The organism is Elusimicrobiota bacterium, from assembly GCA_026388095.1.
Lineage (GTDB): Bacteria > Elusimicrobiota > Elusimicrobia > UBA1565 > UBA9628 > UBA9628.
This window is the reverse complement of sequence record JAPLKL010000010.1, coordinates 1-13500: the sequence shown is the minus strand read 5'-3', so window position 1 is coordinate 13500 and position 13500 is coordinate 1. Positions and strand designations below refer to the sequence as shown.

Sequence of the window (13500 nt, the reverse complement as noted above, 5' to 3'; positions counted from 1 at the left end):
TTCGACGCGCAAGCAGTAAAAATTGTATTTTTATCTTTAGTCGCCGATACAATTCGTCCCCGTAGCTCAATGGATAGAGCTCCTGCCTTCTAAGCAGGCGATAGAGGTTCGATTCCTCTCGGGGACACGGATTTGCATCGGTGGAAAGGTCCTGAGCACGGAGCCCCCAGGGTCATCCGACAACGCCGGGACCTTTTCCCATTCGTAGGGATCAGCGCTGGGGGTCGTCGCGGTCGCGGGTGCGGGAGGAAGCCGGTAGACTTCTAGGCCCGGGCCTTGCGTGGATCGAGGAGCTTGGCCACGTTGTCGATGAGGCCCTCCTTGGTGAAGGGCTTGGTCATGAATCCGTCCACGCTTTCCGTGTCCGAAAAAGACGTGCGTAGATCGGACAGCGCTGAGACGACAAGGATGGGGATGGCGCGGGTGCGGGCGCTGTTGCGCATGATGGTGGCGACGGCGTATCCATCGATCCTGGGCATCATGATGTCGAGCACGATGAGGTCGGGCAGCTCAGCGGAAGGATCGTCGGGCTGGATGCCCAGTTCCTTGAGCGTCTCAAGGCCAGAGGCGCAGGCCACGACCTTATGACCGGCCTTGGCCAGAATGGAGGTCTCGAACTTCAGGACTGCCGCGTCGTCTTCGCAGACCAGGATCTTGGCCATGTCGAAATCTTAGCACCCTCATCCCTGCGTGTCAACACGCACACGAATCCAGTTGCCGGGTCCCCGGTCTTCCCGGGGCCTCGTCATTGGTGGGGAGGAAGGAAGCGCGTCAGGGCTTGGCGATTTGGCCCTTCGATTCGATCTGCGCCGGTTCGGCTTTGGCGACGGCGGGCTCGCTCATCCCCTCGCGCATCGACTTCTTGAACTCGCGGATGCCCTCGCCCAAGGATTTGGCGATCTCGGGGATGCGCTTCGGCCCGAAGATCAGCAGCGCCACGACCAGCACGACCAGCCAATGCATCGGAGAGAATTCTCCCATCACAACCTCCCTGCAGCATCTACATCATACCAAAAAAACGAGTCCCGGCCCGACCAGGGGCCCCAAAGGCCCAAATCCCTGCGCGGGAAAGGGCCCAGCCGCCTTGGGCCCGCTTCCTCTCAATCTGTTATACTGGGGACCCCCGCATGGATTCCTACCACAACCACACCGACTTCAGCGACGGCAAGGCGTCCGTCGCCGACATGGCGGCGTCCGCCGCGCAAGCGGGCCTCGACGAGGTCGGCATCTCGGATCACCTGGTCATCCATCCCGAGGGCCGGACCTTCCGATGGGCCATGCCGCCGCGGCGCCTCGGAGAGTACGCGGCCGAGGTGCGCCGCGCCGCCCGGACCGCGCAGCTGCCGGTCAGGCTCGGCATCGAGGCTGATTTCTTCCCGGAGACCGTGGCGGAGACGCGCCGGCTCCTGGCCCGGCACGACTTCGACTTCGTCATCGGCTCCGTGCATTTCGCGGGAGACTTCCTGGTGGATGAGACCCGCAGACCCTGGGAGAAGCTCACGGCCGAGCAGCGCCAGGTCAAATGGGACCTCTACTGGGGCCTTGTCGTTGAGCTCGCGGCCAGCCGCGCCTTCGACTTCGTGGCGCACCTCGACATCCCCAAGAAGTTCGGCTGCCGGATGGAGGTCGAGGCCCCGCAAGCCGCCCTGGCCGCGCTCGACGCCATAGCGGAGTCCGGCATGGCCTTGGAGCTCAACACCTCGGGCTGGCATCAGCCCTGCGGCGAGGCCTATCCGTCGCCGGCGCTCCTGCGCCAAGCTCGCCGGCGCGGCATCCCCATCCTCATCAACGCCGACGCGCATGCCCCGGCGGACGTCGCGCGCTCCTTCGGCCCGGCCCTGCTCCTGGCCCGCGAGGCCGGCTACACGCAGACCGCGCGCTACGCGGCCAGGCGGCGCAGCCTCGTCCGGCTGTGACCGGATTGCGGCGTACGGATCGGGCCGGGTTTTGCTAGACTGAATCCAGCGGAGGTGCAGACATGAAATTCCTTTCCATTCTGGTCATTAGCCTCGCCGTCCAGGCCGGTTCTCCCGCGGTCGCCGCTCCCGGCGGGGGGGAGATCTCCCCTCGCCAGATCTACCAGCGCGTGGGGCCGGCCGTGGTCCTCATCATGGCCGTGAGCCAGTCCGGCTCCGGCGAGATGGGGACCGGCAGCATCATCGACGAACAGGGGCACATCATCACCAACGCCCACGTGATCCTCCAGGCCTCCACCCGGCAGCCCTACGAAGTCATCCACGTCTACTTGAAGCCCGCCAAGATCACGGGCGACCCGAAGGTGGACCTCAGCAACGCGCTCTCCGCCAAGGTCGTGAACTGGGACCGCGCTCTGGACCTCGCGCTGCTCCAACTCGAAGCCAAGCCCGGGGAGCTGAAGACCGTGCCTCTGGGCGAGTCCTCGGCCGTGGAAGCCGGCGACCCGGTGGTCGCCATCGGCCACCCGGAGCAGGGCGGGCTCTGGACCCTGACGCAGGGAGTGGTCAGCACGGTCATCGCGAACCTGGGAGACGTCCAGGGCAAGGACGTGTTCCAGACCGACGCCAGCATCAACCGCGGGAACTCCGGCGGACCCCTGCTCAACAACCAGGGCGCCATGATCGGCGTCAACACCTCCATGGCGCGCAAGGCCAAGGACGGCCTGACCATCACCAGCGTCAACTTCTCCATCAAGGCCGACGTGGTCAAGGATTGGCTCGCCAAGAACGACCCGGGCGTGCGCTACACGGTCCCCGCTCCGCAGACCGAGACCCAGCCCGCCCCGGCGGTAGTCCCTCCGGTCGCGGAGAAGGCGGCTGAAGCCAAGCCCGCGCCGGAGCCCACGCCCGAGCCTCCCGCGATCAAGCCGTCCATCGAGCCGCCCGCGGCCAAGCCCGCGACGGAGCCGCCCGCGGCCAAGCCGTCAAAGGCCAAGATCCTCACCCCCGTCAAACCCTTCAAGGCCGAGGACCTGATCCAGAAGGAGATCTCCGAGATGGAGGACATGGGCAAGGAGATGCAGGATGAGATCGAGAAGCACAGGGGGATGATGGGGCAGTAGATGCCTGCTTCAAGACTGGCGAGTCGCCGAAGGCGACTCGCAACCGCCGGCCCCCCGCGGGGGCCGGCGGTTCCGTTGGGGGGCCCTGCCGTTCTGGATCAGGATCTCCTAACCCGCGCCTTCCGCTTCGCCCTGCGCGCCCACGCCGGGCAGAAACGCAAAGGCACGGACCTGCCCTACATCCTGCATCCCCTGGGAGTGGCGGCCACGGTCCTGCAGTTGCGGGGAGACAGCCGGATGGCCGCAGCCGCCTTGCTCCACGACGTTGTTGAAGACACGGCCACCAGTCTAGCCGCGCTGCGGCGCGTCTTCCCGGCCCCGGTCGTGCGCTTGGTGGCGGCCTTGACCGACGATACACGGCTGTCCTGGGAAGAGCGCAAGCGCCGCACCGTGGCCAAACTGAGGCGGGCTCCGCGCGAGCTGCTGGCGGTCTCCTTCGCCGACAAGCTCGACAACATCCGCGCCATCGCGCGCGACCACGAGCGGCTGGGTGAAGCGGTCTGGCCGAGGTTCCACCGCCCCAGATCCCTGCAGCGCCGCTACTACCGCGCTCTGGAGAGCGTGTTCCGGCGCCGCCTGACCGGGACGGACCGGGCCTGGAGCCGGGAGTTCTCGCGCTTGGTCGCCTCGGCCTTCAAACGGACGCCGTAGAGGTCAGCGCCGTTTCGTCCCTTTCGAAGTCTCCGTCTTCTCGGGAACGCCGGCGGACTGCTCCCGGGCCCACTTCTCCCATGAGTCGAAGTCCGAGCTCGGGTAGCTGCGGTCGGAGACCATGCCCAGCACCGTGTAGGCCAAGTCGCGCACACTCGGGTCCAGGGCATGCAGGAGCCGCACCAGCCGCAGGGAGACCCGGCTGGCCAGATAGGTCTTATACTCCGGGTTGCCGGCCAGGCCGGCGAAGACCGCCAGAGCCTTGGAGCGGTCCATGGTGGTCGGGAAATCCAAGGCCGGCAGGAGCCGGTGCGTGTCGATGAGCACATCCTTGCGGTAGACCGAGATGTCGGCCAGGACGCTCAGCGCCGCGGCGCGCACCTCTGCGTCAGGGTCCGCGACCGCACCGAGCATGCGCTCGACCACGGCCGCAGCCGAGGTCGAATAAGCCAGCAGGTAGGCTGCGGCGGCGCGATCCTGAGGCTGGGCCTGCTCGGTCAGCACCCGGGACAGCTCCGCTTCATGCGCCGGGACCTCCCTCTGGAACAGGCTCTGGAGCTCCTTGACCTCGTCGGTGTTCCGGACCCATGGGCAATAGAGAGCGGGGCAGGCGGGCCGTTCTACGACCGGCTCGCCCTGCTGGCCGAGCACGGAGCAGAGGCCCCAGTAGCGGCGCCACTCGGCGAGCAGCCCCGCGGGGTCCGGCACACGGCCTTTGGGGCGAGACGAGAAAGGCATGCGCTCGGCCGCAGCCTTGGCGTCGACCACGTCGAAGGTGACCGTGATCTCGTAGGCGGAGTCGTTGACGGTGCGCCCCACGTTCATGCCCGCGTAGGCGAAATCGCCGAGCCGGCCCATCTCGGTCTCCAGCTCCGCCTTCAGGTGCTCCGCGAATCCGAGCGCCCTGCCGCCCTCGTTGAAGCGCGTCACGTACAGAGCGACCTTCGGGCCCAGCAGGCGCGCGGCGGCCTCCGGGGTCACGGTCTCGGAACGATAGACGTCTATGCCCCGGAGGGTGGCGGTGGAGGGGATGGCGCCGCGGGCCGGGACCGCCAGGACCCCGCATAGGGCCAGCAGCCGGATCAGAGCACCCATGCTCTGATTATACGAAAATCCCGGCGTCGCGCACGCCCTTATTCGTATAATCAGGGCATGCCCGCGACCAGCGTGCGCTCCGCCGCCGTCCGGATCTTCGAGACTCGCTTGAAGCGTCCGTTCGTCACGGCCCTGGGACGCAAGACCTCGACCTGCAACGTGGGCTTCACCTTGACTCTGCGCGACGGCACGCGCGGCTACGGCGAGGCCTCGGCTTCCTTGGCCCTGGCCCACCTGAGTCCGCGGCGCCTGGCGCGGGTCCTCGACGGACTCGGCCGCGGCGCGCGCGGCCGGGACGCGGCCTGCCCGCGGCCTCTCGTGGAGGAGGCTTGGCGCCGGCACGGCGGGGAAGGACCGGCCGTCGCGGCTTTCGAGTGCGCCCTGCTCGACGCCTGGACCCGTTCGCAGGGCCTGAGCCTGGCCGCCTGGTTCGGCGGCTGGCGGCGCGAGATCGATTCCGACATCACGCTCTCGGCCTGGACCGACGGCGGCCTGACCCGCGCCGCCGCGGCCGAGGCCGCCGACGAGGGGTTCCGAGTCTTCAAAGTCAAGGTGGGGGGAAGGAGAGAGGACGATCTGGCTCGCCTGCGCCTGATCTTGCGCACGGTCCGGCGCGTCAAGCCCGCCTTCATCCTCGACGGGAACCAGGGCCTCGGCGTCGCCTCGGCCCTGCGCCTGCTGGACTGCGCCCGCAAGGCCAAGATGAAGGTGCTCCTGCTGGAGCAGCCTCTGCCCAAGACGGATTTCCGGGGCATGGCGGAGCTCACCAAGCGCTCCGCGGTGCCGGTGGCGGCCGATGAGATGGTGCACAGCCCCCAAGACGCCGTGCGGGTGGCCTTGGAGCGAGCGGCCTCGGTCATCAACATCAAGGTGGCCAAGAGCGGTCTGCTGCGCGCCCTGGACATCGCGGCCGTGGCGCGCGCCGCGGGGCTGCGGCTCATGATCGGCTGCATGTCCGAGACCAGCCGGGGCCTCATGCCCAGCGTGCACCTGGCCTTGGGCACGGGCTTCTTCTCTTTCGTGGACCTCGACAGCGACCACCTGCTCCGGCAGCACGGCCGCTCTCCGGATTGGCGGCGCCGCGGCCCGCGGCTTTCTTTGGTCTAGGCCTTTCGACCTATACCCATCCAGGTCCTTTGTGCTATAATCGGCTCCATGAAGACCCTCATTGCCGTCATAGCCGCCGCCCTGCTCTGCGCCCCGGCCGTCGCCGCTCCCTCCCTGGAGTCGGCGCAAGCCGCGGCCCTGAAGTCCTTCCAGTCCCTCCCCTCACCGAAGCTCTCCTTCAAGAAAGGGGCCAAGGTCGAGGGCGCGCTGCCGGGCAAGATCGTGGACAAACCCGCCCAGGCCAAGGCCAGCAGCTATGTGCGGATCTCGGGCTACGTCTCCTTCAACGGCAGCGGGTTCGTCTCCAACACCCCGGGCTACACCAGCGTCAACATGAACGGCTACGCCAACCTCTGCGACTCCTCCGGCCAGGTCTGCAGCGGCTACACCTCGATCACGACCTGGGCCAACCTTTTCGTCAACGGCAACTTCGTCAACGACTGGCTGCGGCCCTACGTCAGCGTCTCGTTCTACAAGGCCGGCAAGTACGTGGGCAGCGCCCAGATGAGCGGCCAGATCCCGGTCTCGGGCTGGGTCAACGGCAACTGGGTCAACCTCAACGGCTCGGGCTATCTGACCGGCGATGTCCTGGTGACCCAATAGCGCGCCAGACGCGAAAAGGCCCCGGGGATCCTCCCCCGGGGCCTTCTTTTTCGCGCGGAAAGGCTCAGCGGTCGCCGCGGCCGTGCGGTCCCATGTTCTCGCGCCGGCGCTCGCCGGACCAGCGATAGGCCGAGGAATTGATCATCACCGCGGTGAACACGGCCATCTGCGTGTCCACGCCCTGGGCCGTGACCGTCATGTTGTCGGCGAAGCCGTGCTGCTCCACCGTGATCGTGGCCGAGCCCGCGGCCGTGAGGTCGCGGTCGTCGACCCACGGGGTCGCGGCGACCACCGCGCCGGCGGCGTCCCGGATCGTGAGCTGACTGCGCTGCGAGCCCATCTGCTCTTCTATGGCGCCCATAGGCGAGCCGCCGCAGCCGGTCACCGCGGCGGTGCGCGTGTCGCCCTGGGTCCGGATGGCGGCGCGCGCGTACTCGGTGCCGTCGGCGCCGCGCATGACGTAGCCGTCGCCTTCAGCCGCGATCGTGGCGATCTTGCGGCCGGCGCCGGTCACCTCATAGTCGTTGGCGAATATCCCGCGGCCGACCACCGCGCCGGAAGGTATCTGCGGGCAGCTCTGCGCTGCGGCCGCGGAGCTCTCCAGGGCACGCGCGGCCACCGTGGGTATCGGCTCCGCGGCGCGGATCTGTTTCTGCAGCGTGTCGAGACGCGGCAGTTCGGGAGCACGCTCCTGCGCCAGGGCTGCGGCGGGAAGGAGTACGGCCAGGACGGCCCAGACGGTGTTCTTTTTCATGGCGTCACCTCTCGGACCAGGGGTTACCGGCTCCCTATTATAGGCCCACCCCGCCGAGCTCGGGGGGGTCGAAAGACCTTGCTGGTCGAAGGTAAGAGGCCCCCCGGGACGCAGGGCTCAGGACCTAGTGCAGGCTCCGCCCGTAGCGGGCCTCCAGGATCCGGCGCACGGCCGCCAGAGTCCTGGGGAAGTAGCGGTGGAAGTCGTCGTGGTTGAACGACGACGCCTCGCCCCGCAGCAGGACGTCGAAAGCCTCGGCGAAGGTCTCCCGGTAGGCGTAGCCGGGAGTTCTTTGGTTCAGGAAATAGAAGAACTCGTTGCGGCCGCCGTCCTGCCGCACCGGCTTCTTGACGGCCTCGGGCATGGCCTGGAAGTCCGCCTGCCAGGCGTCGCGGAACTCGGGGGTGTCGGTGAAGCCGTTGATGTTGTCGATGGCATGGCCGCACTCATGCACCGCGGAATTGCGCCAATTCAAGTTGTCGATCCAGGCGGCGCCGTCCTTCCCGTCCTTCTTCATATGCTCGGCGACCATGACGAAGTTGCCCAGGGGCCCCCAGTCCGTCAGGCCTCCAGTGTAATCGTAAAAGGACTTCAAGTCCGGCCGGTCCTGGGTCAGATGGTCCTTGACCAGGACGGCGTAGCCGTGGCTCTCGATGTCGGTGAGCATGGGCTCGGGGACCGCTTCGGCCAGTTGGGCGCGGACCCCGCTGGTAAAAGCCTCGCTGGCGCCGTTCTGCCGCACCAGAGCGGAGAGACGGAGCAGGGCTTGCCGCTGCTCATTGACGGACAGGTCCCGGAAGGCGGGGCTCTCCAGGTAAGCGTCGAGGCCGCTCTTGGCGCCCGCGCCCCAGGCGCGCTCTCCGGCCTTCAGGAACGCGCGCAGATCCTCGACCTCATGGGCGGCCCGGGAGAGGGGGGCCTCGACGAGTTCGCGCGGGGCCAGCACGCGCATGAAGGTCCTCCCCTCGGTCAGGAACCCGACCAGCTCCGGATTGCTGCCCGCTTCGCCGCGGGAGGAGAGCAGGTTGGCCTTGAGCACCAGCTGGGCCGGGATGTCGCGCGCCACCACGGCCACGCCCTCGGGAAGCTTCTGGTCCTGAGGCACGAAGAGGTCCATGCGCTCGCCGGCCCGCAAAGCCTCGAACCGGCCCGAGCCCTGGGCTACGCTCAGCCGGTCTCCGCTGACGAAAGCGATGCCGGGCCGGGTCACCTTGGAGAGGTCCAGAGCCTCGCCGGCCCGCTGGCGCTGCAGCAGGACCTCATAGCCGGCAAGGCTGCCGAGAGGAGCGGCGCCGGGGGAGACGGCGGAGAAGCCCAGAGCCGGCGGCAGGCCGATGGCGACGCTGCGCGCGGCCGCGGGCAGGCGCGCCTGCTGCGCCCGGGCGCGGGACGGCGCCCAAAGGAGCGCGAGCAGGAGCAGGAAGAGAGTCTTCTTTCCCGAACGCATTATGCCGGTGATATTATGGCGCAAGCGTCTTCGTCAGGGTTGGGCCTAAGCGCCCCATTCGAGGTCGGCTTATGGCCTAGGCCCTTCTAGGACTCGGACCTCGTCCGTCCCAAAGCAGCCTAGGACCATTGCCCGCCTCGCCGACGCCGTAAGGCCCAGGACCTGCCGCTCCGTCCCGGGTATACTCATCGTGATAATGAGGAAAGCCCTCACCCGCCTGCTGGCCGGCGCGCTCTGCGCCTCCATACTCCTGCTTTCCCCTGGGCCGCAAGCTTGGGCCGCTTTCGTCGAGGCTTCGGCCGCGGTCCGCAACGCTCCCGTTGTCTCGGGGGTCAGCGCCGTCGCGACGGCCGGCCTCGGCCTGGGCCTCGGTTCGTCATCCGGCCTGCGCCTCGACCTCAAGGCCTCCGGTCTCTCAATTTCGGCTCTGCCTCAGGCGCCCGTGCCCTCCCTCGTGGCCGTCTCCATCGCGGCTCCGCTCCAGGCAGCGCCCGTGGTCCCGGCCGGGAGCCTTCCCATTTCCGCGGCTCCGGGCCAGCAGAGCGCTCCGGCTCCGGCCGTTGAGACCCAGGCGAGCCCGTTGCAGGGCCTCCAGACCGGCGTCGAGTCTCTGGCGCGCGCCGAGGCCCCGGCCCAAAAGCAGTCCGTGCTCGGCCGGATCTTCACCGGCAGTCTCCTCCGCGGCGCGGAGAGCTCAACTCTCTACGCCCCGGCCGAGACCCGGACCTCCGCTGGCAGCCTGGCTCCCTGCCGGGCGGACAAGCAGGCCCCTTCTTCGGTCCCGGCCGCGCAGGCCCCGGACTTCAACAAGAAGGCCGTCATCGCGCTCTTCCTCACGCGCACCCTTTCGATATCCGCCTTCATCCTGACCTCCATCGCCTATCCCTTCGTGGCCGCCCCCGCGGTGGGCTGGGCCCTCTACGGCACGCTCATGGCCTTGGGGCCTCTGGCCGCCATCGCCACGGGCCCGCTCAACGGCAGCCTGGCCGACAAGCTCTCCGCGCGCAACTCCATGGTCATCAACGTGGCCATCCGCGCGGTCCTGACTTTGGCTTTGCCCGCCTTCTCCTACTTCGGCATCCTCAATTTCTGGACCTTGCTCGCCTCCTCCGTGGCCAACGGCTGGATCCTGTCCTCCACCATGACCACGGAGAACGCCTACATCCGGCGGCTGGCGGGCAAGCACCAGGCCTCGGTCACGGCCCTGTCCCAGGTCCAATACGTGGGCCTGCAGGTCCTGCTGGGACTCATCATCGGCGTGGGCTCATTCATCGACAAGGGCAACCCCATCGCCGCATTCCTGATCTCGGCTTTGGTGCACGGGCTCGTCATCGTGCCCATCCTGTGGTTCACCATGCCCAACGACAAGCCCGAGGCCAGAAGCCCCGGGCCTGCCGTCAAGCTCCGAGACGCGGCGCAGGGATTCTTCAGGCAGTACTGGAAGGAGGCCCTGCTCGTGGCCGCGAGCGTCGGCTCCTATTTCTTCCTGCGCTCGCCGCTGCCCATAGCCGGCGCCCTGTTCTATTGGGTGCTGCGCTCCAAGACCGTGCGCGACCTGCGCGCCGGGCTCCAGCGCGAGCGGGCGCCCCGCGAGGACGCCATCGCGGCGCGGCTGGCCGAACTGGAGAAAGCCGGAGGCGACCCGGCCGAGGTCGCGGCGCTCAAGGCCGAGGCCAAGCTCTACGAGCGTCGCCAGTTCAGGACCATCGTCTTCGGGGCGGTCCAGGCCGTGCTGACCTATCCTCTGCAGAACTTCGCTTTGCCGCTCATGGCCACCGTCCTCATGGGCGCCTCGGGCAAGGCCCTGCTCCTGGGCCAGTTGACGGGCGCGATCTTCTTCGGCAACCTCATCTCCAACTCCTCCCAGGTAAGCCTCCCTGACATCAAGATCCCGTTCACGCAGAAGAAGGTCCCGGGCCAGCGCCTGGTGCAGGGCGTGGTTCTGGGCCTAGGGGCGGCCTGGGTGGGCGCGAGCCTGGTCCCGGGCAGCATCCTCGCCGCGCTGGCCGCCGCGGCCGTCGCCGCGGGCGCCATGTGGGCGGTCGGGCATCTTTCCTCGCGGGGCTGGATCAAATTCCTGGGCGTGGGCCTGGCCGCGATCTGGCTGCCCTACCTGGTCTGGTCTTTGCCGGGCCTCATCCCCTTCATAAGCGTGCAGACGGCCCTGTTCTTGACCATGCTGGTCTACGGCATGTTCACCGGCCCGGCCATGGTCTCCTTCAGCAACTACCTGCAGACCAACAGCCGCAAGAGCGACCTGGGCAAGGTCTTCGGCACCAGCAGCTCCTTCTTCAACACCTTCAATTCCTTCGGCTATGGGGCCCTGGCCCTGGCCGCGGGCCTGCTCAACCCGGCCTTCCCGGCCCTGCTCCTGCCCATCGGCCTCGCCTATGCGGCGGGCGCGGCTTTGTTCTGGCGCGCGCCCAAGTCCATGCCCGGCCTGCCCGAAAGCGCCCTCAAGAAGGACCCGCCGCAGCCTTAAGCCGCCGGGATCATCGCCGCCGGATGGAGCCGGTGGGCAGCCCCGACAGGAGAAGGATGGCGGCGCCCACGATGGTGCCGGTGACCGGCAGCGGCACGCCGGCCGCGACCGCGCCCAGGAAAGCCTTGAAATAGGCGCGCTTGAGGTCGTCTCCGTCGCGCGACTGTATCCTGGCCACGGCCCAGAAGGTGACGCCGAACGCGATCAGGCTCACGAGCGGGGTGAACAGGAACTCCGTGGGCAGGTCTATGCCGAAGGCGAGCCAGTCCACGCCCAGGATCGCCAGCCCGCTCAAGGGATGGAAGAAGGTCCGCTTGCGGTCCTGGACCGGACGGGCCGAGGGGGGAGGTCCGCTGACGATCTCGGCGGGCTTGTCCGGCGGCTCCGAGTCCGCGGCCATCCTGGACCTAATGAAGTCCGGCGGGGCTTTCCGCTTCCCAGCTCCGCTTCTGCGGATCGTAGCGGAATTGCTTGAGCGGGAAATACTTCAAGTTCAGGTCGACGAGCAACGCGCGGGGCGTGGAATCGATGCTCACGAAGTCCTTGGCGGTGATGTAGACCCGATCGCCGTCGGCGAATCTCCGGGCTTCGTTGGCGAAGGTCTCGAGGTCGGGAGTCGCGACGCCGTTGACCCGTTGGATCAAGATCTGGCGCCATTGCGGATATTTGTCGTAGCGGCCGCCCACTTCGAGACTCGATCCGACGTCCACCTGATTGAGCATGACGCCGGCCCCGTAGACCGCGAAGCGGCGCCGGATCTCATTGGTCGCGTCGTGGAAGATCCCGCCGGCGAAGGTGACGAAGCGCGAGACCTTCTGCTTCTCCGCATCTTCGACGGGCACCGTCACCGTCAGCGGCCGCCCGTTGCGCATGATCTCGATGGACGCGGACCTTCCGATGAGGCGGTCGATCTCCTTGTCGAACGCGTAAAGGTTGTTCCCGATCGTCTTGCCGGAGACCCTCAGGATCACGTCGCCGGGCTCGAGCTTCTCGTCCGCCGGCGACTGCGGGATGGACTTCCTCACGTATACGACGTCCTTGATCTTCTGGCCTCGGTCCACGATGCCCAGCAGCCGCGCGGCCTCGGACTCGGGGATATGCAGGTAGTTCTTGGCGTCGGAGATCTTCATGAGATCGAGCACGACGCCGATCTCGCCGCGGCACGAGCCGCGGCCGGCCCGCAGGCAGTCCAGGGCGTCCTTGACGTAGTCGATGCGCAGCGTCTTTCCCGTCACGTCGGTGCCGCAATACTGCACGCCGACGACCCGGCCGCGAGTGTCGAAGACGGGGCTGCCGCTGGAGCCGCCCCTCTGGCCGTAGACCACCTCGAACGAGCTGGTGTGGCGATGCGAATCGCCCGCCGGGTCGTCCGACAACGCGGGATTGAGCTCGGTGTTGATGATCTCGCCGTAGAGCACGGTGTAGTTCTCTCCCTCGTTGTTGCCGATGAGGAAGACCTCGTCGGCCTCCTTGATGGACTCAGCCGTGCTCAAGGGCACGGCCTTCAGGGGGGAGTGCAGGGTCGTCGTGTCCACCTCCAGGACGGCCAAGTCCTGCCAGGCGTCGTAGTAGAGGAGGTTGACCTTGTCGGACGTCTCGCCGTTGTAGAAAGTCACTTTGTAGTGCGCCGGGCTGCGGCTGCTGACGTGCCGGTTCGTGACGATCCAGCCCTTTTGGGCGTCGACGATGAAGCCCGTCCCGCCCCAACTCCCGGGCGTGTCTCCGGCGAGCGCCGTCGGCGTGTTCGTGTAGATGTTGACCACGGCCGTCTTGAGCGTCTTGACCAGCTCCTGGTCGACCTTGGCGCGAGCCGGGCTCGCCGACAAGACGAGGGGAAGAAGGGCGCTGGCGGCGAAGCGGAGGATGCGGTCCGGCCTCGCGTCCATCCTAGCCGCGGCCGCCCATCAGCTTCTTGCGCACGATGTTGCGCAGGTTCTTGGCGAAATCGGCCGCGTCCTTGAGCCACCAGCCGCGGCCCGGCGGGCTGGGCCTGCGGCCCCAGGCCGATGCCGTGGATCTCCACGTCCTTGGACTCGGCGATCATCTTGCGGTAGGCGTCGCGGTCGAAGTTGTAGTCCGGGTCCCCGTCGTTGACCATGATGATCATCTTGTCGCCCCGGCCCAGGCGCACGCGCTCGATGGCCTCCTTGAGCGCCTCGTAAGCCTGGGTCGAGCCCGAGCCGTCGCGGATGGCGGCCAGCACCCCGGCCTTCATGTCCGGGGTGAGCTTGCGGCCGAAGGGCTTGAGCACCTTGGGGTCGGAGTCGTACTTGACGATCTCGAAGACCACGCCCGGGATCTTCTCCAAGGACTCCATCATCATC

At 67.7% G+C, this 13500-nt stretch carries 13 protein-coding genes and 1 tRNA gene; 7 read left to right on the top strand and 7 right to left on the bottom strand.

What is annotated here, in order from left to right:
- Positions 1 to 55 precede the first annotated feature (55 nt).
- A tRNA-Arg gene (locus NTY77_02685) sits at positions 56 to 127 on the top strand.
- A 136-nt stretch (positions 128 to 263) separates the two neighbouring features.
- Here NTY77_02685 and NTY77_02680 read toward each other — a convergent pair.
- On the bottom strand, positions 264 to 662 hold the full coding sequence (locus NTY77_02680; protein MCX5794388.1) for a response regulator: 399 nt from the start codon (positions 660 to 662) through the stop codon (positions 264 to 266).
- A gap of 109 nt (positions 663 to 771) precedes the next feature.
- Entirely contained in the window at positions 772 to 981 is a 210-nt protein-coding gene (locus NTY77_02675; GenBank protein ID MCX5794387.1) for a twin-arginine translocase TatA/TatE family subunit, read from the bottom strand.
- Positions 982 to 1127: 146 nt separating this feature from the next.
- Here NTY77_02675 and NTY77_02670 point away from each other — a divergent pair, with 146 nt between their 5' ends.
- The 3 genes from NTY77_02670 (at position 1128) to NTY77_02660 (ending at position 3688) form a co-directional block, all read left to right on the top strand.
- On the top strand, positions 1128 to 1916 hold the full coding sequence (locus tag NTY77_02670; GenBank protein ID MCX5794386.1) for a histidinol-phosphatase HisJ family protein: 789 nt from the start codon (positions 1128 to 1130) through the stop codon (positions 1914 to 1916).
- A gap of 62 nt (positions 1917 to 1978) precedes the next feature.
- Positions 1979 to 3037, top strand: a complete 1059-nt coding sequence (locus tag NTY77_02665) for a serine protease (protein ID MCX5794385.1) — start codon at positions 1979 to 1981, stop codon at positions 3035 to 3037.
- Between the two features lie 75 nt (positions 3038 to 3112).
- Positions 3113 to 3688 (top strand): HD domain-containing protein, encoded by a 576-nt coding sequence (locus tag NTY77_02660; protein MCX5794384.1) that lies wholly within the window; start codon positions 3113 to 3115, stop codon positions 3686 to 3688.
- 3 nt (positions 3689 to 3691) lie between these two features.
- Here NTY77_02660 and NTY77_02655 read toward each other — a convergent pair whose 3' ends face one another.
- Positions 3692 to 4783, bottom strand: coding sequence for a hypothetical protein (locus NTY77_02655; GenBank protein ID MCX5794383.1), 1092 nt, complete (start codon positions 4781 to 4783; stop codon positions 3692 to 3694).
- Positions 4784 to 4840: 57 nt separating this feature from the next.
- Between NTY77_02655 and NTY77_02650 the strand changes: the two genes are divergently transcribed.
- Positions 4841 to 5890, top strand: a complete 1050-nt coding sequence (locus NTY77_02650) for a dipeptide epimerase (protein MCX5794382.1) — start codon at positions 4841 to 4843, stop codon at positions 5888 to 5890.
- 48 nt (positions 5891 to 5938) lie between these two features.
- Entirely contained in the window at positions 5939 to 6493 is a 555-nt protein-coding gene (locus NTY77_02645; GenBank protein ID MCX5794381.1) for a hypothetical protein, read from the top strand.
- 64 nt (positions 6494 to 6557) lie between these two features.
- Here the strand turns inward: NTY77_02645 and NTY77_02640 are convergent, their stop codons facing one another.
- Both NTY77_02640 and NTY77_02635 read right to left on the bottom strand, forming a co-directional pair.
- A complete protein-coding gene (locus NTY77_02640; GenBank protein MCX5794380.1) occupies positions 6558 to 7247 on the bottom strand; it encodes a hypothetical protein in 690 nt (229 codons plus the stop codon).
- Between the two features lie 124 nt (positions 7248 to 7371).
- Positions 7372 to 8694 carry a hypothetical protein gene (locus tag NTY77_02635; GenBank protein MCX5794379.1) on the bottom strand — a complete coding sequence of 441 codons (1323 nt, stop codon included), beginning with the start codon at positions 8692 to 8694 and terminating at the stop codon, positions 7372 to 7374.
- Between the two features lie 196 nt (positions 8695 to 8890).
- Between NTY77_02635 and NTY77_02630 the strand changes: the two genes are divergently transcribed.
- The gene (locus tag NTY77_02630) at positions 8891 to 11176 is read left to right on the top strand and encodes a hypothetical protein (protein ID MCX5794378.1); all 2286 of its coding nucleotides are present in this window, start codon (positions 8891 to 8893) and stop codon (positions 11174 to 11176) included.
- Positions 11177 to 11186: 10 nt separating this feature from the next.
- Here NTY77_02630 and NTY77_02625 read toward each other — a convergent pair whose 3' ends face one another.
- Both NTY77_02625 and NTY77_02620 read right to left on the bottom strand, forming a co-directional pair.
- The gene (locus tag NTY77_02625) at positions 11187 to 11576 is read right to left on the bottom strand and encodes a phosphoribosylaminoimidazole carboxylase (protein MCX5794377.1); all 390 of its coding nucleotides are present in this window, start codon (positions 11574 to 11576) and stop codon (positions 11187 to 11189) included.
- Positions 11577 to 11583: 7 nt separating this feature from the next.
- Positions 11584 to 13062, bottom strand: a complete 1479-nt coding sequence (locus tag NTY77_02620; GenBank protein MCX5794376.1) for a trypsin-like peptidase domain-containing protein — start codon at positions 13060 to 13062, stop codon at positions 11584 to 11586.
- Positions 13063 to 13500 lie beyond the last annotated feature (438 nt).